The organism is Paenibacillus enshidis, assembly GCF_042136365.1.
Classification (GTDB): Bacteria; Bacillota; Bacilli; order Paenibacillales; family Paenibacillaceae; genus Paenibacillus; species Paenibacillus enshidis.
In genome coordinates this window covers 102,524-125,199 of sequence record NZ_JBHHMI010000009.1, presented here as the reverse complement: position 1 = coordinate 125,199, position 22,676 = coordinate 102,524, and the positions used below count along the sequence as shown (strand labels likewise).

16 protein-coding genes are annotated in these 22,676 nt (G+C 51.2%); 15 read left to right on the top strand and 1 reads right to left on the bottom strand.

The annotated features are described in order from the left end of the window. The first annotated feature begins 38 nt into the window (after positions 1-38). The 14 genes from ACE41H_RS12615 (at position 39) to ACE41H_RS12550 (ending at position 21,169) form a co-directional block, all read left to right on the top strand. The gene (locus ACE41H_RS12615) at positions 39-1,586 is read left to right on the top strand and encodes an extracellular solute-binding protein (RefSeq protein ID WP_375355616.1); all 1,548 of its coding nucleotides are present in this window, start codon (positions 39-41) and stop codon (positions 1,584-1,586) included. A gap of 91 nt (positions 1,587-1,677) precedes the next feature. Beyond that, the gene (locus ACE41H_RS12610) at positions 1,678-3,975 is read left to right on the top strand and encodes a helix-turn-helix domain-containing protein (RefSeq protein WP_375355615.1); all 2,298 of its coding nucleotides are present in this window, start codon (positions 1,678-1,680) and stop codon (positions 3,973-3,975) included. A gap of 50 nt (positions 3,976-4,025) precedes the next feature. Then, the gene (locus ACE41H_RS12605) at positions 4,026-6,074 is read left to right on the top strand and encodes a glycoside hydrolase family 65 (protein WP_375355614.1); all 2,049 of its coding nucleotides are present in this window, start codon (positions 4,026-4,028) and stop codon (positions 6,072-6,074) included. Between the two features lie 179 nt (positions 6,075-6,253). Then, the gene (locus ACE41H_RS12600; protein ID WP_375355613.1) at positions 6,254-7,396 is read left to right on the top strand and encodes an oligogalacturonate lyase family protein; all 1,143 of its coding nucleotides are present in this window, start codon (positions 6,254-6,256) and stop codon (positions 7,394-7,396) included. 74 nt (positions 7,397-7,470) lie between these two features. Continuing rightward, a complete protein-coding gene (locus ACE41H_RS12595; RefSeq protein WP_375355612.1) occupies positions 7,471-8,628 on the top strand; it encodes a glycoside hydrolase family 88/105 protein in 1,158 nt (385 codons plus the stop codon). Between the two features lie 240 nt (positions 8,629-8,868). After that, positions 8,869-9,135 carry a hypothetical protein gene (locus ACE41H_RS12590; RefSeq protein ID WP_375355611.1) on the top strand — a complete coding sequence of 89 codons (267 nt, stop codon included), beginning with the start codon at positions 8,869-8,871 and terminating at the stop codon, positions 9,133-9,135. A gap of 257 nt (positions 9,136-9,392) precedes the next feature. Beyond that, positions 9,393-11,171 (top strand): DNA/RNA non-specific endonuclease, encoded by a 1,779-nt coding sequence (locus ACE41H_RS12585; protein WP_375355610.1) that lies wholly within the window; start codon positions 9,393-9,395, stop codon positions 11,169-11,171. A gap of 260 nt (positions 11,172-11,431) precedes the next feature. Further along, positions 11,432-12,742 (top strand): right-handed parallel beta-helix repeat-containing protein, encoded by a 1,311-nt coding sequence (locus ACE41H_RS12580; protein ID WP_375355686.1) that lies wholly within the window; start codon positions 11,432-11,434, stop codon positions 12,740-12,742. Positions 12,743-13,060: 318 nt separating this feature from the next. After that, positions 13,061-13,141, top strand: a complete 81-nt coding sequence (locus ACE41H_RS12575; protein ID WP_375355685.1) for a putative holin-like toxin — start codon at positions 13,061-13,063, stop codon at positions 13,139-13,141. 639 nt (positions 13,142-13,780) lie between these two features. Next, the gene (locus ACE41H_RS12570) at positions 13,781-14,815 is read left to right on the top strand and encodes a Toprim sub domain-containing protein (RefSeq protein ID WP_375355609.1); all 1,035 of its coding nucleotides are present in this window, start codon (positions 13,781-13,783) and stop codon (positions 14,813-14,815) included. Continuing rightward, entirely contained in the window at positions 14,791-16,206 is a 1,416-nt protein-coding gene (locus ACE41H_RS12565) for a hypothetical protein (RefSeq protein WP_375355608.1), read from the top strand. Before ACE41H_RS12570 ends, ACE41H_RS12565 begins: the two co-directional genes overlap by 25 nt. Next, entirely contained in the window at positions 16,181-16,873 is a 693-nt protein-coding gene (locus ACE41H_RS12560; RefSeq protein ID WP_375355684.1) for a hypothetical protein, read from the top strand. Before ACE41H_RS12565 ends, ACE41H_RS12560 begins: the two co-directional genes overlap by 26 nt. Continuing rightward, complete coding sequence (locus ACE41H_RS12555) at positions 16,870-20,115, top strand: AAA family ATPase (RefSeq protein ID WP_375355607.1); 3,246 nt, start codon at positions 16,870-16,872, stop codon at positions 20,113-20,115. Before ACE41H_RS12560 ends, ACE41H_RS12555 begins: the two co-directional genes overlap by 4 nt. Positions 20,116-20,920: 805 nt before the next feature. Continuing rightward, positions 20,921-21,169 carry a restriction endonuclease subunit S gene (locus ACE41H_RS12550; protein WP_375355606.1) on the top strand — a complete coding sequence of 83 codons (249 nt, stop codon included), beginning with the start codon at positions 20,921-20,923 and terminating at the stop codon, positions 21,167-21,169. Between the two features lie 88 nt (positions 21,170-21,257). On the opposite strand, the gene ACE41H_RS12545 is transcribed toward ACE41H_RS12550, so the two are convergent. Next, a complete protein-coding gene (locus ACE41H_RS12545; RefSeq protein ID WP_375355605.1) occupies positions 21,258-21,608 on the bottom strand; it encodes a helix-turn-helix domain-containing protein in 351 nt (116 codons plus the stop codon). A 136-nt stretch (positions 21,609-21,744) separates the two neighbouring features. Between ACE41H_RS12545 and ACE41H_RS12540 the strand changes: the two genes are divergently transcribed. Then, positions 21,745-22,275, top strand: coding sequence for a hypothetical protein (locus ACE41H_RS12540; RefSeq protein ID WP_375355604.1), 531 nt, complete (start codon positions 21,745-21,747; stop codon positions 22,273-22,275). Positions 22,276-22,676 lie beyond the last annotated feature (401 nt).

The window sequence follows — 22,676 nt, the reverse complement described above, 5'->3', positions numbered from 1 at the left end:
TGGACTGATCATGGATCAACATTATAAGGGGGATTCAAATGATACGGAAGCTACGGAAGACAACGTGGAGAAAATGGGGTGTGCTGCTGCTGGCCATGGCCGTACTTGGCGGATGCGGCGGCGGAGCAGGTGGGAACGGAAGCGGTGAACCGCAGACAAGTGCCGAAAATCCCGGCGCAGTGAAGGTCAAAGTGTTCAAGAGCCATATGGGTATAGGAACGATTCCTGGTCCCGGCGACCCTCACGTAAAGTACGTTGCTGAGAAAACCGGCGTGGAATACGAGCTGATGACGACACCTCCCGGCTCTGAGCCGGCGGAGTATCTGAACGTGATGATCGCCTCGGGCGAGCTGCCGGACATTCTCCGCCCCATCGGCGGAGTGGAGCAGACGCTCATTCAGCAGGGGGGTGCGCTGCCGCTGGACGATCTGCTGCCGAAGTATGCGCCGCATGTCTGGAACAGCATACCTGAGGAGGCATGGAATATCGTGCGTTCGGCTTCGGAGGACGGGAAAATCTACTATGTGCCCAAGGTGTTTCTTGTGCCAGAGCGGGCCCCGCTCATCCGCAAGGACTGGATCGACAAGGTCGGCATGAAGATGCCGGAGACTGTGGAGGACTACGTGGAGCTGCTGAAGGCATTCCGCGACAAGGACCCGAACGGCAACGGCAAGCAGGATGAGCTGCCGACGAGCGGGCGGGAGTTCGGACGCTGGATGGACCATTTATTCGCCATCTACGGGGTGGCTATGTGGGAAGGATATCCCGAGTGGGACATCTATGACGGCAAAATCCAGTACGCGGGCGTTACCGAAAATATGAGAGAAGCGATTAAATTCATACGAATGCTGTATGAGGAGAAGCTGCTGGACAATGAGACTTTTTTGAACAAAGGCGAGGTATGGCAGGCCAAGATCAATAACAATCTGGTGGGAAGCTGGTACCACCTGCCCGCCAACGTCCGCGACCGCTATAATGCGATCCTGACCCAGGCGCCGGACGCTTATATTGAGGCGATGCCGATTCCGAAGGCGGAAGGCTTTGATGGTTTTGTCACCCAGAAAAGCATGGGCGAGCCGGAATGGATGATTCCGGCGTTGGCGGAGCAAAACGCGCCCAATGCCCTGAAGCTGCTCGATTTCTTCTATGATCCGGCCAATGAAGAATTTGTCCGCTACGGGATCGAAGGGCAGCATTATGTGGTGAAGGATGGTGAGAAGGTCATTCTGCCTCCTGCTGACGACAGGCCACTGGCACTGGGAATGAAAAATTTCACCACCGCCGAGGACATGGATAAGCGCATTGATGAAACCTTTCCGAAGGAGCAGCGGCAAATGGTGAAGGATATGTTCGTTGTCAGCACCGCCGATGCGCGCCGGATTGCGGGCGACGGTCTCCCTGCCGCCGTGTATGACGGTTTCCCGGATATTCAGTCCCATAAGCTGTTCCAGGAATATTTGACGAAAATCGTGATCGGCGAGCTGCCGATTGAGGCATTTGACGAATATGTGGCGAAATGGAAAGCGTCGGGCGGCGATCAGGTCACGGAGCGTGTGCAGGCCTGGTACGACAAGGTGAAAAAATAAGTAAGGAAAGAAGTCGGATTTACCGGGTCGTAACGAAGGAAGGCGAGCAGTATAATAACGTTATACTGCATAAATAAGGTGGGAGACAGCTATGGCCCGGTCTTTTGTCCAATGGTTGAAAGGCAGTCTTGCCAACACTCAGACCCGGCTGCTGGTGGTGCTGACGGCGGCGGTGTTCCTCATCATTACCGCAGTGGGGGTGGCGGCGTATTATACGTCCAAGGCCGTGCTGCAGGAGGAACTGAGCGAGCCGCAGCACCAGCTTTTGCGCATCGGCATGAATTCCATCGATGAGTACATCCGGGAGGGCGACCAGCTCGCGGTCAAAATTGCATTAAACAATGAGGTGTACCAGTTTTTGACCAGCGCGAATCAGGCATCGTACAGAAACATTACGGAACTGGTGCAGTTTCTGAATACGATGGTCAACAGCACAGCCTATATTAAAAGCGCTTACATTTATGATGTGAAGCGGGAGAGCATCGTGGCGTTTCCGCAGGGCTTCAGCTCCAGCAAGGCCAATTTCGCCGATTCTCTGTGGACGGACGGTATAAAAGAAGATTTCGGAGACCGGATGATGCTGGTCAAGAAAAGAAATGTACCGTCAGGGGCCGCAGCAGCAGGATCAGAAATTACGCTGTTCCGCAAAATGATGATCCAGGGTGAGTTAAAGGGCATCATTGCGGTCAATTTCAAGCCTGGGCAGCTGTTCTCGCATATACTCTTGCCTTCTGTATCCCATTTGGATAGCCGCCGTTTTGTGCTGGATTCGTCAGGCGGGACGCTGTATGAGCTGGGAACCTTCGATTTTGGACCGGGAGCGGCGCAGGCTGCCGTGAAGCAATTGAACGGAGCGCGGCTCGGCGACTTCGATCACGGGGGGAGGAGACTGCTCGCCACCCAGATCGAATCGCCGGTAACAGGCTGGCGTTACTTGTCCGTCGTATCGCAGAACAGCCTGCTATCCAATACCCGCAAAATCCGCGATGCGGTCATTGCGGTATCGATTGCGGCACTGCTGACGGGCGCGGTGGCTATCGCCTATTACAATGCCACGGCCTTCAGGCCTGTCCGCCGGATGAGAGACCTGTTCAGCAATTACGACTCCCGGCGGGTCAGTGCGGATCTGAAGGATTTGGAGCGTGTCACCGGGGAACTGCTGACAGATCATGCCCAGCTGTTGGTCCGTCTGCGGCAGACGATGCCGGAGGCGGCTTCCAAGCTGCTCGCAGACATTTATACAGGCAATATCACGGGGCCAAGGGATATCAGCGGGAAGTGGAGCCGTTATTTTAAGGACTGGACTGGTTCACAGCTAATTGTTGTCATGGTGTCCATCGATGATTATGCGGCCTGGAGCAGACGTTTTGCCCCGTCTGACCATTCGCTGCTGAAATTTGCTGTCATTAATATTATCACGGAGCTGTTCGCGCAGGGCTGGCTTGTTCTGGCCTCCGATCTGGGCCGAGATCGGATGGCGGTACTGCTGCAGCCGCCGGCCACCGACGCTTCGGACAGCGCGCAAAACGTGCTTGCCATGGCTACAGAGGAGATTTTCCGCCTGCTGAAGTTTCAGGTGTCGGCAGGCATCAGCATCTGCAGCGGCGGGCCCGGAAGTCTGCGGCAGGCGATGTTTGACGCGGAATCTGCTCTGGGCTATCGGCTGTACAGGAGCTATGGGCAGGTGATCCATTTCCGCGAGGTGCCGGGGGATTGCCTTAAGGCGAAGCGGCCGCCTGAAGGTGAATTACAGGCCAGGCTGGCGGAGGCCGTCGAGGCGGGCAGCGGAGAGCGGGCTTTGGTGGTGCTGGATAAGCTGGTTAGCCAGATCCGGGAGGACGAGTGGCAGCCGGCGGTGGCGGTGCATTATCTGGAATCGCTGTATGCGGTGCTGAAGCGGCTGCGGCAGGGAAGGGAAGCCGAAAGAGACGGTGAAGGCGAAGCGCCTTTTTTCTGTACAATGCAGCTGGACGCCGCCGCCGGGTATTTGTGGGGACAGGCGAAGGAGCTTGCTGCCTGCTACGGCAGAGTGAAAGAAAGCAAGGATTTCATCCTCTGCCGGCAGATGATCGATTATATGAACCAGCATCTGGACGATCCGATAGGTGTGCAGGAGATTGCGGGCCATACGGGCATCAGCGTCAGCCTGGCCAGCCAGCTGTTCAAGCAGGAAATGAATGAGACGATACACGGCTACTTTACGAGATTGCGGATGGAGCGGGCATGCGAGCTGCTGATTCAGACGGATTACAAAATATCGGAAATTGCCACGATGGTCGGCTATCAGCATGAGAACAGCTTTATCCGCGTGTACCGCAAATATAAGGATATTACGCCGGGCAAATACAGGGAAATGATGCGCGGCCGCAAGGAAGCACTGCCGGATTGAACGGCGCGCTCTTGCGGTTGCTGTATCTGGAAAAGGAGGTTGTATGTGTAGTGGACAGAAAGCGGATTGTTGAGCGGCATCATCCGGTACTGACACGGCTTGAACCCCTGTCGCCGTTATCCGTCGGCAATGGAGAGTTTGCGTTCAGCGCCGATTTTACGGGACTGCAGACGTTGCCGGAGCTGTATGAGGTGCCGCTTGGGACACAGTCGAACTGGGGCTGGCATTACAGCGGAGGACATCATGTGTATGGCGAACAGGATGTGGAGTACCAGCAATATGAAACCCACGGACGCAAGGTAGGATATCCGATGAAACCAGGGGGCAGGGAGGACGCTTATCACTGGCTGCGCCAAAATCCGCACCGGCTTCAGCTGGGACGCATCTGCTTCCGTCTGCTGCATCCTGACGGGCGGGAAATGGAGGCTTTAGAAGTGGTTCCGCTCAGGCAAGAGCTGAATTTGTGGACAGGAACACTGTACAGCAGCTTTTCGGTCGGAGGGGTCGAGGTTCACGTGACGACAGCCTGCCACCCGCAGCGGGACTGTTTGGGGGTACGGGTGGAGTCGGAGCTGATACGGGAAGGGCGGCTGCACATATTCATGCGCTTCCCGGCACCGGATATGACACATCGCAGCTGGTCCAAGTCGGTGTTCCCCGACTGGGGGAATGACGGTAGGCACAGTACGCGTCTGATGGGAAGCTCCGTCAATTCGGCCCGGCTGGAGCGCACGATGGATGAGGATGGCTACAGCGTACTGTGGGAATGGTCGGCGGGGCAGCTTGAGCAGACTGGTGCGCATGAATTTACGCTGCGTCCTGATTCGAGCGGGACTGTGTTTGAATTTGCGGCGGCTTTTGGACTTGAGGAGCCGCGCACGGAGCCGATGGAGCAGATTTTGGCCGCCAGTGCCGCCCATTGGGAAGCGTTCTGGCGCATCGGGGCCGCTGTCAGCTTCGAGGGTAGCACGGACCCACGGGCCGTTGAGCTGGAACGGCGGGTCGTGCTGTCCCAGTACCTGTGCGCGCTGCACAGCGCAGGCTCTCTGCCGCCGCAGGAGACCGGCCTCATGTACAACAGTTGGTTCGGCAAGCTGCACCTGGAGATGCACTGGTGGCATGCGGCCCATTTCCCGTTGTGGGGGCGGGCGGAGCTGCTGCGTAAAAGCATGGATTGGTATCTGTCCATACTGCCCCGCGCCCGCGAGCTGGCGCGCTCGCAGGGTTATGAAGGCGCGCGCTGGCCGAAGATGGTCGGTCATGACGGCAGGCAGACACCTTCGTCTGTAGCCCCGGCCCTGATCTGGCAGCAGCCGCACCCGATGGCGCTAGCGGAATTGTGTTATCTGGCTGAGCCCGGGCGTGAGCTGCTGGAACGGTATCAGGCCATCGTCTTTGAAGCGGCGGATTTCATGGTGTCCTACGCCCACTGGGATGAAGCGCGGCAGGCTTATGTGCTGGGGCCACCACTTATCCCCGCCCAGGAGAATCATGCGATGGAGCTGAGCATGAACCCGTCTTATGAGCTTGAATATTGGCGGTTTGGGCTGGACATCGCCGTGAAATGGGCGGAGCGGCTGGGCGTTCCCGCTGATCCGGCGTGGGCTCGCGTGGCGGACGGCGTAGCGAAGCCGAGGCAGGAGGAAGGCGTATATTTGGCGCATGAGAACTGCCCGGACACGTTTACAGCTAAGAACCATGACCATCCGTCCATGGTGGGAGCACTCGGGTTGCTGCCGGGGACACTCATCGACCGCGACATAATGAGAAATACGCTGCTCAAGGTCAAGGAGTGCTGGGATTGGGACTCAGCTTGGGGCTGGGACTTTCCGATGTGTGCAATGACGGCGGCCCGGTTGGGCGAAAGAAAGCTGGCTGTGGATTTCCTGCTGATGGATGCGGTGAAAAATACGTATTTGCCGAATGGACACAATTACCAGCGGCCTGGGCTGTGGGCGTATCTGCCGGGCAACGGCGGTCTGCTGACGGCGGTGGCTATGATGGCGGCTGGCTGGGCGTCCGGTGAAGAGAGGGATTGTCCGGGTTTTCCGGCGGACGGCTGGTCGGTGCAGTGGGAAGGGCTGCAGCCCTGGTTATGACCACGCCAGATGGGTGTGCTGAAATTTACCGAAAGCACCACTTGGCTGACGCTCAGAAGAAAACTTCAGTTAAGCGAAGTCTCTTTCAGGCTAAGTGGTCCCTTTCAGGTAAGTGATCTGTCTGAGGCTAATATGTCGGTAGACGTCTTTCTATACTGGACTTCGGGAGCGGAAAAGCGATGGGAAAAGGAAAAGTATGGCCCGCGGAATGGAAGCTGTACAAGGACCGTGTCACCGGACTGCCTGTCCGGCAGCTTACGGATTACAAGGCGCACAGCCATCATTTGTATTTTACGGAAAACGGCTGGTATGACGGAGAGAAGCGTGTGCTGTTCGTATCGGACCGCGATAACACCACCAACCTGTTCAGTATCCATCTGGACAGCGGGCAGATTATCCAACTGACGGACTATGCGGATAACGATCAGCTGGATGCCTGTCTGTCCCCGGATGGTAGTCTGGCGTTTGTCAGAGTGAGGGGAGAAGTGGTGCGGTTGGATCTGGCCACCCTGGAGGAGCGAACGATGTATGAGTGCCCGCCAGGATTTCAAATCGGGAATATAAGCTGTACAGCAGACGGCAGGTCTGTGATCACCTGCATTCAGGAGGATCTGTCGCACAGGCTCGACCTGGACCTTGGCAACGGCTACGTAGGGCACCGTGAGCTGATGGAGGCGGGACCAGTCAGCCGGATCATCGAGATTCCCGCTGACATTGGCAGCGCCCGCACAGTGTATGAGGAGCGCTGCTTCATTACCCATATCAACGCATCGCCGACAGAGCCCTGGCTGCTGACCTTTTGTCATGAGGGGCCGTGGCATCTGGTTGATCATCGGATCTGGGGATTGGATCTGCGTACAGGCTGCGCCTGGAAAGTACGGGAGCGGCTGGAGCCCGGCGAAAAGGTGGGGCATGAGTTCTTTTTCCCGGACGGGCAGCGGATCGGTTATCACGGGTTTCGGCTGGATGGCACCAACTTCTACGGCAGCATTCGTTATGACAACACCGGCATGGAAGAGACGGATTTCCCCTTCGATACGTGGCATGCCCATCAGGATGGGGGATCGCAGGCGGTGGTGGACGGTAAGGGCCATATCAAGACACTGAGCCTGTGGCGGAAAAAGGAGGATGGTGCATATGACGGGCCGCGCGTGCTGTGTGAGCTGCGGTGCAGCTTTCATTCACAGAAGGTGCATGCCCATCCCCGCTTTAGTCCGCAAGGGGACCGGATTCTGTTCACCAGCGACCGGACGGGATATGCCAATGTGTATTTGATGGATATCCCGGAGGAGATTGATACGCTGCCTTTACAGGGCGAATAATCCGTGAAGGGCGCTTCGCAGTTTAAAGACGGAAATATGCGAAATAGGGAGAAAAACGAAGGGAGGATGAAGGCATGACGGTTGTGCCCGAAACGAATATCAGGCCGTGGTCTGTAAAAATCGCGGATACACTTCTTTCCGAATGCATTGATGGCAGCCATCCGAAGATCGCCAACAAATGGGGGTATGTGGCAGGTATGACGCTGCTGGCCCTGGAGCGTACATCGAAATGGAGTGGTGACCCGAAATACTCCGAGCTAGTCAAGCGGCATATTGACGGACTGATTGTAGCCGATGGCACCATCCCTACTTATACGCTGGAAGACTATAACCTGGATATGATCAATGAAGGCAAGAATCTGTTTCCGCTCTGGGCGCGGACCGGTGAAGCGAAGTACGAGCGGGCCATTCAACTGCTGCGCACCCAGCTCAAAGGGCAGCCGCGCACAAGTGAAGGCGGATTCTGGCACAAAAAAATTTACCCATTCCAGATGTGGCTGGACGGCATCTACATGGCCTCGCCGTTTCTGGCCGAATACGCGAAGACGTTCGATGATCCGGCCGGTTTTGACGAGGCGGCGCGCCAGATTCTGCTCATCGAACAGAAAACCCGTAATCCGCAGAACGGGCTGCTGCATCACGCCTGGGATGAGAGCCGTGAGCAGCGCTGGTGCGACAAAACCACCGGCCGCTCCTTCCACGTCTGGGGGCGGGCCATGGGCTGGTATGCCATGGCGATTGTCGATGCGGTGGAGCATTTTCCGGTAGATCATCCGCAGCGCGGGCAGATCATGGGCATTTTTGAGAGAATGGCCAATGCTCTTGCCCGGGTGCAGGATCAGGAAAGTGGTGTGTGGTATCAGGTGATGGACTGCAACGGACGGCAGGGCAATTATCTGGAGGCCTCCGCCTCCTGTATGCTGACCTATGCCTTGGCCAAAGGGTTGCGGCTGAAATATTTGGCCGAGCTGGACCGCAGTGTGGTGGAGCGGGCCTATGCAGGAATTCTACAGCAATTTGCCAGCGAGGATGAAGCGGGTGTCCACCTGCACCGTATCTGTCACGGAGCCGGACTTGGCGGGAAAAAGTACCGGGATGGCTCGTACGAGTACTATATCAGCGAGCAGGTGGTCAGCGACGCTCAGATGGGCGTGGCTCCGTTCCTGCTGGCAAGTATTGAGATGGAGCGGTTGAACATGGAGAGGCTGAACGACACGGAACAGGTGAGGTGAACCGGAATGGTTGCTGCACATCCGTGAAGGCCAGACCAAGAAAGAGGGAACTGGCAGCAAGCAGCCGATGAAATGGTATCCTGTTGCGTTTTTACTCATTCTACTGAATTTTCTGGCTAAAATAGAAGATCGGTTCTGGCTTCCTGCTGTCCAAACGTACTATAATAAGCTAAACCGTTTATTTCCAGCCATGTAAGTGGCGGAAACGGGACCTAAACCACAGGGAAAGGATGCGTGTCTATGGAAAAGGACCGGACCGGTATAGTGCCAGGACAGCATTGGAAGGTGGGAGAGCCCGGGGATGGCCGGGAAAGCGATGTCATAACGAACATCCATATGGAGACTGGAGAAGCGGACCGCGCGGGAACCGGCGAGCAGCATGCCCGGGCATTTTTCCAGGAGGAAAGTGAGCTACAGACCGGACTAAGGGATATCTTGCCAAGGTATGTGGACATGAAGAGGTATACCTCACGGGAAACCAAGGAAAAACGCCGTGCAAAACGGTGAATAGATAGCAGAGTAACAATGAAAGAATCTACAAGCAGCGCATGATAAGCGGCTGCTTTCAGGAGCGGGGATGTCCAGGCATCTTCGCTCTTTTTTTTCACTGTTTCAAACTCATTTAAAAGAGGTATGTGTAAATCAAATACACATGCCTTTTTTGCCATCCTCATGTTCAGTTGTCCGGATTATAAAACAAATTTTCATACATATGCATTAACAGGGTGGCATTTTTTACACATAAAAAGATAGGAGGAGCGAGTATGCCGAAACCATGGATGCTTCAGGAATCTACATATGAGGAGCAACAGCAGGCCGCCTTGAAGAGGTATGAGGCCAGAAGCGGAGAGCGGAAGAAGACTGCCATGCGTATGCAGGCGAGCAACCCTGTGGAGGCGGCCTCACCGGATAGAATTGCAGTCCGGGAGGCAGCCATAGACCCGCGAGACGGACTTGGGCTGGAGCGGGTCATCGGCAATGACGACCTGTTCCCCGTGTCTTATCTTGAGGGGGGCCTGCAGGCGTCCAAATCCGTCTGCAGAATTGAAGTCAGGGATCATATCGGCAGAGTCATCGGTTACGGCACAGGCTTTCTGGTGTCTCCATGCCTGCTGCTTACCAATAATCATGTGCTGCCCCATGAGGATGCCGCGCTGTATAGCGTCGCTCAGCTCAACTATGAGCTGGATTTGAATTTCAAGCAGCGCCAGATGAAGAGCTTCAATTTTGTGCCCAAGCGGCTGTTCCTGACCGATCCGGAGCTGGATTTCACCCTTGTCGCAGTGGATGAGGAGGCGTCGGACGGAACGCCGCTGAACGATTTCGGATATTTAGAGCTGTACAGCGAGCCCGGTAAAATCCTGGAGGGTGAATATGTATCCATCATCCAGCATCCGCAGGGGGCGCCGAAGATGGTGGCCATCCGCGAAAATCGCGTGATCGACATGCTGGAGCATTTTATCCATTACTCCACGGATACGCAGGCCGGCTCGTCCGGTTCGCCTGTCTTCAATGATCAATGGATGGTAGCCGCCCTGCACCATGCGGGAGTGCCTGATCCGAATGACAGCTCCGTATTCATCGCGAATGAAGGGGTGCGGATCAGCAGTATTTTGCAGAAGATTGAGCAAAAGAGAGCGGAGTTGAATGCGGAGCAGCGGCAGCTTGTGGATCAGATGGTGAACCATTTGGACATCTCCGGGCAGCCAGCCGAAACGTTTGAAGAGCTTGCGCTGGAGTGGTATGAGCATTCCACGGGCTATGATCCTGATTTTCTAGGTGCGAATTACAAGATTCCGCATCCGGCCTTGCGCAGTGACATGGAGGAGGACATCGCTCCGCTGATCGACGGGGGGCGAGTTCTGAACTACACTCACTTCTCGGTTGTGATGAGAAAATCGCGGCAGCTTGCGTTTTATACAGCCGTCAATATTGATGGCAGCCAGTTGAGAGACATCGGCCGCAATGACCGCTGGCTGTTCGACCCACGGATGGATCGGAAATACCAGTGTGGTCCTCCCGTGTACGAGCATCCGGACATCGACCGCGGCCATCTCGTGCGCAGACGCGATCCGGTATGGGGCGAACGTGCTGCCGAGGCGAATGAGGATACCTTCCATTTTACCAATGCCGCCCCGCAGCACAAGAAGCTGAACCAGCAAATCTGGCTCGGTCTGGAGGATTACATTCTACGGAACACAGACGAGCACAATCTCAAGGTAAGCGTATTTACAGGTCCGGTGTTGCGGGAGGATGACATTGAGTACCGCGGAGTACGGATTCCGGCGGAATTCTGGAAGGTGGCCGTGATGGTGAAGACGGACGGCAAGCTGTCCGCCACCGCCTATCTGCTCAGTCAAAAAAGCTTCATTGACGACCTGGAGTTTGCCTTCGGCGAGTACAAAACGTATCAGGTACCGATCCTGCAGATCGAAGAGCTGACCGGGCTCGGGTTCGGGGAGTTGAAGCAGCATGATCCGCTGCATGGGCAGAGGGCAGTGGTGCAGTGGGTAGTTAACGGGCCGGGAGATATTGTGCTGTAAAAGGATATGGAGACCGCTTCTATAGAGAAGCTGGTCTTTTTTTATATGTAATTAAAATCATAAAAAAAATAAAAAAATGGAAAAAAACTCTTGATGAAAACGTTAACATTAGTTAGAATGATGTTACATCCTGGTGAAAGCCTATAGTATTTAAAAATCCATAGAGAGGAGGCAGTAGGAGGAGTTTTATAGTAACGATCTTTTTTACTTGATTTGTTCTCAATATTCTAAATTGGTAGGAGGAATAGCAAATGGGTAATATGAAGACGTTAGGCTTTGGCAAGTCCGCTTTTGTGGCTGTTCTGTCTTTGGGTTTATCCGCTTATCTCCTGGCACCTGTTTCTACCGCCGAAGAAGCTTCAGCAGGGACTGATACTTACCAGGAAACCTTTGCCGGAACGCTGGCTGCAGGTGATCTGTATGTCGCGCCTAATGGTCAAGCATCAAATCCTGGCACGCTCGCCAGCCCCACAACTCTGGAAAATGCGCTCACGCTTGTGCAGCCGGGGAACACGATTTATCTTCGCGGGGGGAATTATGCTTATTCATCCACGGTGACGATTGGACGGGATAACAGCGGGACGAGCAGTTCACGCAAAAACCTCGTCGCTTACAATGGTGAGAAACCTGTCTTTGATTTCTCTGCCCAAGAATTTAATTCGGCTAACAGAGGATTGCAGCTCTTTGGCAGCTACTGGTATGTAAACGGCATTGAAGTGAAAAATGCGGGAGACAATGGCATCTTTATTGCCGGCAACTACAACCGGATTGAGAACGTGGAAACCCATCACAACCGCGATACGGGCCTGCAGATTAGCCGTTATGCATCTACGGCAGGGTTCGATGAATGGCCGAAGTATAACGAGATCATTAACTCCTATTCCCATGATAACTATGATCCGGATAACGGCGAAGACGCCGATGGATTCGCGGCGAAGCTGACCGTAGGCCCGGGCAATGTGTTCAACGGCTGTGTGGCCGCGTACAATGTGGACGATGGCTGGGATTTGTATAGCAAATCAGAGACCGGAGCCATCGGCCAAGTCACGATCCTGAACAGTGTAGCCCATCATAATGGACAAACCTCGGACGGCACTTCCACTACGGATAGTGACGGCAATGGCTTCAAGCTGGGCGGGGACAAGATCGCAGTCAACCACATCGTGAAGAACAGTATCGCTTTCCAGAACAAGAAGCATGGCTTCACATATAACAGCAATCCGGGCAGCATCACGATGACGAACAACACCTCCTGGGACAACGGGGGCAGCAACTTTGCCTTTGATAAAGGCACCCATATTTTCACCAACAATCTGTCATTCGACGGAGGATCCAGCGACAAAACCAGCGGAACGGATACGGACGGCTCCAATGTGTGGTGGAAAGACAAAAAAAGCACGAACGCCAAGGGCCTGACTGCAAGCGCTGCCGATTTCGTAAGCATGGACCCGCAGCAAATCACACGCAACAGCAATGGCTCATTTAGTCTCGGCAATTTCCTGAAGCTGGCTTCAGGCAGCGATCTGATCGGTGCGGGGACTCCTGCGGGCACAAATATTGGAGCACGATAACGTGATAAGCAGAACATTGAGCTTAGTCTGGGACGAGCATGGATTGTGGCAGTAAAAAATAAAAAAAGGTATGGAGAGGTTCTATTCTGTATGAGTGAATTGAATATCTGGCTATGCTGAAAAAGGACCTTCACTGCAGGGAAGGTCCTTTAGGTTTTAATTTTTCTTGGCAGGGGCCCATTTGAAGCCGCAGTTCATGCAGCCGTTTATAATTTCATTTCTGCCGATAAATCCGACCAGGATGCTTACGGGTTTTGCTACATGGATGTATAACACACCTTGAGTGGGTCGGTTCCCTCCGGAAGGGAGGTGAGCCGTATGAACATTTCGTTCGGTGAAGTTTTAACCTTCGGGATATTCCTGATAGCGTTACTCACTTACATCGATAAACGAAAGTGACCCCACTCTAAGGTTGGCACCTGTGAGGGTCACTTTCAAGACGTACTGCTGGATCTTGGAGGGTTACCCCACTCAAGCTGTTGCACTGGGGACCGGCGGCCACCGATCCTTATTTCTATCTTTACTTTACCATACCCCTTTTTATACCTCAAGCTTAGGTCCATAATTAGTTCAGTGGAAACTACCGGATTATGGCACAAAGGAAATGAAGCAAATTTCTATGTTACAATAGCGATAAAATAAGTCAGCAGCGGATGGTTGATATCAATGGAAGAAATTTCGATATTATCTTTTATAAAACAACACTATGTTAAGGCAGGAGAGGAACTTCAGCCAGGTCAGCAGCTATCCGGTTATTTTGAATTGGATATTATGAAAAGCTCTGCCAGAACCTACAAACGGTCAGCCATGCTTAGCGGGGTAATTTCGGATGAAAAAGCTTATGTTCCAGCAGATCCGACAGATTCAGCAGTTCCCTCGTTAGACGGGTTACTCTCGATTTTTCATAGCGTGCAGGTCAAAAAATCTGAACAAGATTTGTATAGGGCTAATCCGGCCATAAATCAGGAAACGATTGATAACTGGTTTCAAAAAGGGCTTATCTACCGTAAAAGTGAGTACGGTCAAGATGGAAAAACCATGAAACGTTCTGCATATGTCATGGGTTATGCTCTTAATTTGTTACATACACAGAGAAGGGAAGCAGAGCGAACGGAAATGTCCGGGCAGCTCAATTACTTGTGTGCAGAGGCCGGACGTCTTTATGATGAGCTCCCTCATGCTCTGATCCTATCGAAACAGCAACGAGAAGCAATAGAGAAGCTGACACAATATATGAAAGTTTTGTTCGAGGCTCTTCATGAAGCGTGTCATCTTGTAGCTCTTGAACCAGTCTCGCAAACTATGGATATGAACTGGAGGAGCAGCAAACAGATCAGATATATACAATTTCTGCTGGCATTATGCAGCATCCGCATGAAAACAGGCCAGTTTGACTGGAAGGAAATTGGGGCGGCTTATTTTGGACAGATTGGCGGCTCGAAGATGTTTGATAAGGATAAAAAGGATTTTCTTGACAAGCTGGAGAGGGCAGTGGATATGCCGCTTTCTTACCTTGGACTTGTCAGCACCGGAGCCATAACGCCCATTTATTTTGCAGGCCCATTGCAGGCAGGGGACTTGAATTATCCGCAAGGATATCTGCATGCTACAACGGATCTGACCGTATATGAACTGGAGCTGGCCACCTCATGCAAAAATATGTGGCTGGTAGAAAACAGGGCCTTGCTTACGCGGATGTGCTCTGATCCGGAATTTCTGTTTGAGAGCGAAAGTCTGGTCATCGGACTGGATGGACAGCTGCGCAGCGGTCATCGCAAGCTTGTTCATGATATTTTGCAGCACTCTTCATCCATAGAGCAGGTGCTGGTTTGGTGTGACACGGATCAGGCAGGTCTGCTCATTGCGGCATCGGTACGGAAAATCCTCGATCATTTTCCTTTGCAATCGGTTAAATGGATTTTGACTCCGCCAGAAACCCGGCAGGCCCGGATATTCAACTCGTGGGAAGGTTATGAATCTCAGTTACAAGCAACGATTGAAAACAATAGACCAACCGAGCAGGAGGAATTTTTGGGAGGAAGAGAACTTTGGACAACCTGGATAAAAAGCTGATTTCCATTTTTGAATCAGATGCTGATGCGCCTTTGGTCAGAGAGTCTCTGCGTGATTTGATCAAATTGTCAGGCGTGCTGAATGAATTGCGGGAATATTTTGAAGAGCCGATAAAGGTGCTTCATATATTGCAGCTGCTAAATTTGATTCACGAAGAAGCTCTCGGGCTGGAGCAGCCGCTTGAGGATGCGAATGCTCTTTATTACCGTTACCGTAACAGGTATGGTACAGAGCCGCCCTTGTCGGTCGAACGCCTTCTCTTTATTCTCGAAAAATATAATTGGGTGATCCGCACCAAACGGCGCATTTTAATGATGGATGTTGGTAAACGTTTAATGGATGTTCTGATCCGGCTGGCCAATGATTCTCTTGCCTATTACATGCGTGATGAAATCGCGCGGTCCTTGTTTCAGGCGGCAAGGGATGCCGATTTAAGCGAAGCCTACGATGATAAAGGGATTTCCGGCGGCAATCGTCTGGCGAGTATGGTGAGGAATGTTGAGGAGGCTGTTGAAAAGCTGCAGGAGCGTCAGCTCGAATTTTTGGCGGACAGACATGCTCTTCCTCAGGTAAAAATCATTGTAGAATTGATGAGACAGCTGGACCAACGGCTTAATGAACGGATGGACAAGCTGAAAACCTTTGAAGAAGGCATGAAATGGAACAGCCTCTTTAAAAAGGGAACGGACATTATGCTGCAAGGAACTCAGATCAGCTTGTCCACCCTGCAAAAGATCTTGAAATTTGCCCATATCCAGCAGACGGAGATTGGTGTGCAAATTGATCCCGTTTCTTTCAAGCGTTATGTCATTGATTCTTTCTATAAAAAGCCTGATTCGACCATGCCAAATGGAGTTGAGATTCTAAGTTTTATGGAGCAGGACCGGGATGAAGGGGAGCGTCTTGACGGTCTGTGGGTACCTGTCAAGTTTGCTTCCCCCATTCCGGAAGCACAGTTGATGAGTGCGATAGATTACCTGGAGCATTACACGCCGGCAGTGGGTCCCATTGAATCCTATCCGGAAGAAGAGTTTGCAGCTGCGGCTGAATTAACGGAAAGTGAACTGGCCGACCAGATGGAAGAAGCGGCCTGGAATATAACAAGAACGATGATTCGCACTGAGGATGTGGAAAGGGTGCTGGTGGAACATAAGCAGATCGGAATCGAACCCCTGGTACTGGAAGCCGGGTCTGAACAATGGGCGGATGCGGTCAATGCTTTGTTGGCCGTGTCAGCGATCGTATCGAATCGGCAGGCGGAAATGATACAGGAAGTAGAAGAGATGAAGGATGAAGTCTCATCAGATCAGCGAAAGGAGTGGGAGTGGATTGACGAAGCAGACGCACGATATATCATCCGAAGCAATGGAGACGGAAATCGAAAAGGATAACGATAGTTATGTTGATCATTATCGCCCTTTATCCGTGATGGCTCAACTGAACACGGTTCTGACACCGGATGAAGAGCATGCATTTATGCAAATCATGTTTTCCTCATCTGCCACTGTGCGAAGCGACAATTTTGGATTGTCCAGACGGGAGGTCATGCGGCTCTTGAAGCTGAAGCCTGAAGAAACGCAGGCGTTCCACCAGTTTATAGAACGGATTAACCAATCCGTGGCACGTTATTTTCAATTGGTATACGACAAGCGGCGTGATCAGACCGTGCTTCTGATGCGTGTTCCGGCCCAGCAGGCGAAGGAGATGCTGTCCGCGGAAAGTCTGGCTATGCTGATGTTTATCTTTTACCACCAGGACGTATTGCAAAATGAATTTACACTGTTCACCCAACTGGTTGAAGCGTTCGGTCATGAGACGCTTGATATCAGGCGGAAAATGCAGGCAGCTCTGAGTGCCTTGCTCAAAATTGGCGCTATTGCCAGATTCAGCGGTGAGACTGACGAAGAGGCATATGAGTTGACAGCGATTGGCAGCAGGATGTTCAGTAATTCATATCTGAAACGCTTTACGGAGTTTAGCCAGTCGCAGCAGCTGCATATGGATGAAGTGCTTAAATTTTTCAAGAGATACAACATGGGGGCGGAAAACGAAGAATGATTCCTTGGGAGATGAAGATTTCGGGGGTACGCGACTATCCGGCAACCGTCCTGGACTTATCAGGGATCATGGAACATATTCTGATCACGGGTCCTAACGGGTCGGGAAAATCGACACTGACCTTTTGCATGGGGGCGGTACTCGGTTCGGCCAAGGTCGAGCTGGAGGGACTGCGTTCCAAAAATATTGGAAATGACGAAGTATGGCATGCGCAGATTCACCTCGTTTTCGCCAATATCGGAGAGAAGCCTATAGATGCTGCACGTTATGTGCAATTCTCTCTTCATATGGAGCAGAAGCCCGGAGAACCGCTGAAAAGGCAATACTGGATTCGGGAAGGGGAAGAGGTTGGAGCATGGGAGCGGGAAACCCGCTATACTACCGGAGATGGTGTGAACCATCTACGGGAGTACCGTTATCAGCTGCAGCATAAATATGTAGTGGATCCGGATGCCTTTTATCTGATTTGGTATCAGCAGGATGTGAACCAGTTTGCCACCATGAGGCCAGAGGAACGGTTTCGCATCTTCAGTGAGATGACACGCATTGACAATATGCAGCGGACCTGGGAATCGGCCAAAGAAAGACTGAAAGAAGCCGAAAGAGCGCGCCAGGAGGCGGAAAACAACCAGCATCAGCATAAATTCGACCTTGACCGCTGGCAGCGGGAGCGGGACCGTCTTTTAACACGCAACCAAAACCGGCTGGATAATCTGCGCCTGTTCGTGCGCACCTCCGCCATGCTTGCAGATCGTTATAAAGGGCAGCAACAGGAGCTATCAGGTCAGCTGGAACAGCTTGACATCGAATATGACGAAACGAATGAACGTAAATCAAGTTTGGCCCTGGAGCGCGAAAGGCTGGAGGAAGACCGGACCGGACGCCAGAATCAAAAGCAGGCGCTGGAGCTGAAGTTTGAGGCAGCCGAGCTGCAAATAATAGGGTTGCGTGAGGATATAGAAGTGCGGGAGAAGGAACAGGCTGAACTGGTCGAGCGTCTGCAGACGCTTGCTGATCAGATTAGAAGCATCCCTTTTAACCAGGAGGCGGTAGTTGAGCAACTTGGGCGTTCATCCCAAATGCTTGAGCAAAGCCGTACTGAAGTGGAGATGAAACGTGAAGAGCTTGAACTTTTACAAGAACAGCTCGACGCTCAGCAGGACACCATTTCTTATTTGCATGTTCGGATTGATCAGGATCGGGAAGAGGAAAAAAGGTTCAGCGAGGTTTTGCAGGAGTACAAGGACAGCGCACATGTTCAGCAGCAATTGGATCTTCTGGATTCACGCTATGTTCAATTGCAGGATCAAATCCGTCAAGCTCACCGCCAATTGGAGCAATTAACGGAGGAGGAAAGCTCTTTAAAGTCTGACCGAATCCTGTCCAGGCGCCAGGAGCAGTCCGTGAAGCTGTTCAGACGAATGGGAATTCAGGTGTACACCATGCAGCAGCTGCTGGAAATGGACGGCCGTGCTTCATTGGAGCAGGAATTTGTACTGGAGGCGGTAAAGTATACCGTTTTTGTTGAAAGCAGAAGCTTTAACCCGCCAAACGATTTGATTCATGTCGAGCTGCCGTCCATTGTTCCCGAGCGTTCCATGGAACGCCTGGCAGACCTTCAAGTACAGGTCAAGGAAAATCTGAGCGATGACATGTATGCTGCTGCGCTGAAAGTGATGTGGTGGCTGCACGAGCTGCTGCTTGGGGTGCGCGGTATCCAGCTGAGGGATGGTATCCTGCTTGAAACGGGCGCGCGGCGTGGAGCGCAGGAGGAACGTCAGTGGCTGCTGCATACGAAAGGCATGCAAATCCGGCTGCAAAGGCTGCAGGAGGAAAAGAAGAAATTACAAGAGCAGCTGAAAGCTCATACATCAGAATGGGAGCTGGTGAACCAGCGGCTTACTCTGTATCGGTCTGCGCTGCCACGTGTACAACAAGCGGAAGTTTTCTTCGCTGATAGCGCCGGGCGGGAGCTGAGGATCAGGCAGCTGGCCCAGTATACAGCTGAGCGGAAGCAGAAAAAGAAATTGCGATCTGAACTGGATCAGGAGATTTCCGTTCAGCGTGAACAGATCGCTGAGCTTGCCCAGGAATGCAGACAGCTTGAGAAATATCTCGACATTTACAAGCAGTACGAGCATGAGCGTGAGCAGGTTGAGCGTCTGCAGCTTCTGGAGCATGAGCTGAAGGAGCTGTACGATAAGCGATCCAGGCTGGAGCTTGAAATTCGAGAGCTGGGCAGCGCTATATCCAGCCTGGAAACCTCCATTGAGAGCACCAAGCGAAGATTGCGGGACAAACGCAGCGCCTGGGAGGATGCGGAAGCCGAACTGGAGCAAATCCGGCGCCAGCAGAGCAGGCTCACTGAGGAGAGTGAAGCGATCCAATTGAATCAGGCGCGGATCGACGTGGAACTTAAGCAGTGGCACGAAAAGCTGGCATTTATGTGGGAGGAAGCCGAGGCGGTACTTTCAGAGACCCATGATGCGGAAGCAGCCGGCCCCGTTAACGACGCCATCCCTCAGACAGAGGCTGTACTGATGGGGGAGCGTGAAAGGGCAAGGGTCCATTTGCAAAACGCCTGTAATGAGACGGTGAACGAATATGCCATTGACAATTATGAAAGAACCAAAGAGGCCTATGACCGTGGGGCCGAGGAAGTGCAAAACGCCAAGCTGCTGATGGAGCAATTGGAAGAACAGCTGCAGGAGCTGGAGGACAAGCTGTTCAATACCATTCGTAATGAGGTGCATCGGGTCAATACCAAGTTTGTGATGTACATGGACAAATTTGGTTTTGACGGCGAGGTATCATGGCAGCATCAGGAAGGCAAACATGGGGAGCTGAGATATTATCTCTATGTGCGTGCGCGCAAGCAGGGGCATCGGGGAGATTTGGAGGAAGTCAGCCTGAAGGGAAGGGGCAACAAGGTAGGGAAAGGGGTTTCCGGTGGGGAAGAATCACTCAGTTCACTGCTGTTTGCGCTTGCTCTATTAAAAACAATAGAATCCAACCCAGGGTATATCATTCTCGACGAGTTTGATAGTGCGCTTGATGAAAGCCGCAAGGCGAAAGTGTTTGAGCTGTACGAACAGGAGCTGGCTCGTAAAATGATTATTTTGTCCCCGAAATCGCAAAATAACGATTATTTGGAGCATTTCAGCAAAGCTTTCGTGGTTTACCATGATCCAACGATCCCGCAAAGCCAAGTCATTCGGATTCGAAAGAGTGGCCATGCCTGATTTTGTAGCAGCTCATTCAGGAAGTTAAGTAAACGTCCTCAGCGAGAATAGATCATAATCATGCGGATTAAGCTGCTTTTTGAAAACTTCTTTCCGATCCCGTTATAATAAAAAGGCAAGCTTATCTAAAAGTTTATAAAATAGGGAAGTTAAGTGTGCAACTCACTATTCTGATGCGCCAGGCGGGATTGGTGGCACCGGGAGTGTACGGCCCGAACGAGGAAGAGTCGGCGGCCATGAGGACGGCACAAGCCAACTCGTAGAGTTGATGAAAATGAAAAAAGCCTGCTGCTTCCAGTGAAGCAGCAGGCCGTCCGTCAAGGGACCACCTTTTGGGAGTATGTTCGCGTTTGCAGTTTTTACGTGTTTGGAACTAGAAAAATAATGACGTTTATACGATTCTTGATGTTATAATGATAGATGTACAACACACCTTGAGTGGGCGCATCCTCCGAAAGGAGGTGATGCGTATGAACATTTCGTTTGGTGAAGTGCTAACCTTCGGGATTTTTCTCATAGCGTTACTCACTTACATCGATAAACGAAAGTGACCCTACTCTAGGTTGGCACCAGTGAGGGTCACTTTCCAGATTAACTTCTTGATCTTGGAGGGTTACCCCACTCAAGTTGTTGTGCTGAGGACCGACTGCCATCGGTCCTTATTTCTATCATTACTTTACCACAACGGTTTTTATACCTCAAGGCCATAAACGTTTTATTGAAGCTTGTAAACAGGAGATATCCGCAATCCCCTAGTGATGGATAATTTCTCTGTGACTTGGTTGTGGAGATTTTTGTGTACATAATGAACTTTAATAACCTCTGCGATCTTGGAATGGCTACAATTAGCCAAGACTTTTTAAGGAAAATACCAATTTTACTTCCACCATTAGAAGAACAGAATGAAATCATGGCTATTTTAGAACGAGTGTTTGAAAAAGAAAAAATAGTGGTGACAAATCTGGTTTCCGAGGCAGAAAATTTAAAGCAAACTTTTGAAAGAAACATTGAATTCACAGAAATAATAGGCTTCTATATAAGATTCAAACAGTAGGCTCATGAACGAATGTTAAATTTTCGATCATGGGCCTTTATATTTGTAATTTCCAAATACCTGGGTAAACGGGGTTATATAGAGCTACTTATTCTTTTTCCACGCCCATAATTTCTTTAATTATATTTCGGGCTAAGTGTATTTTCTCCGGATTCGATTTTCTGAGGATAGATACAATTTCTATAACTTCTTCATCTGACTCAACTATCTTTGGGTCTTCATCTACATAGGCGAATAATTGAATTAGATTAACATCCAATGCTGCTGCAATTTTGGCCAAATTCAACAAGGATACATTTTTTTCTCCACGTTCGATCTGGCCTATGTATGAAAAATGAAACCCACCTTTTTCCCCAAGAGTCTCCTGCGATAAACCTTTCTCTTTACGCAAAACACGAATCCTTGCCCCTACGAGTTTTAATACTTCTTTATCCTTCATTAATATCTACACCTCACTATTGAAAAGTGTAGACAAGTTTTTAAAGAGCATACACTAGTCGATAAAAATCAATGATACTAATATGTATCAATTTTATGTATAATATTCATATCTTTATCCTTAGGGGGAATTTGATTTGAAAAGGAATGTCTCTTTTGTTAAGCAGGCACCTTTAAGACGCAAAGAGCTCCAACGAATGAATATATCACCTTCGGGTCAACAAGATAATCTTGAAATAATAAGCGAGAGGCAATACCTTTATGACCTGTCTCATGAACTCCACAATCTTGCACATTATCATATGAAACTATCTTTAATTTTTTGTGACCATAATCAACCTCTATCTAGCCTGATCCTCTGCGATTGGGCTCTTACCGCCATGCTCAAAGCTTTATACATCAAAGAGCACAACAAACCATTCCCGGAGAGATTTTTCTCCATGGTCGAACTCTTGCACCTGCTGCATACTGAATCTGCTCCTTCGTTGGATGTTGTCATTTTCATAGGCACTATTCAATTTCTTGCTTCCAACCTGGAGAGAGAGGAAATTTCTAAAATGAAGAAGAAAAACGTCACCCGCTTGCTGAATAGAACTGATGAGATCCTGTATCTACTTTCAACAAGAATTATGAACAACCCCTCAAAGCGTTATCAATCCATTTTCTAAAAAACTACATGTTAAGAAGAAAAACTAAATCAATGAATAGCTGGTGCGAACCCCAAGCTTACATGATTTCCCGGGAGATTCGAACTGGCTAGTGTAACAAGGGTTATGGCTATTTGCTGGGGAATGATGACAAGCATATAATAAAGAAATGGAGGGTCGCACTTTTGCTAGGATAAGCCCTTGTACTACAAGGCCTTAATTGGTCGCTCTTTATACAGGAGTGTGGATTGAAATACAGGAGAAAAGCGTGGCGATAAGCTTGTTGTTCGATCGCTCCTTATAATAGGAGCGTGGATTGAAAGCGCCTGCTGCCGGGAGAGCACGTCGGTCTAGTGGGCGGTCGCTCCTTATGCAGGAGTGTGGATTAAAAAAAATGAAGGTGTTTTTATATTGTTATGCTA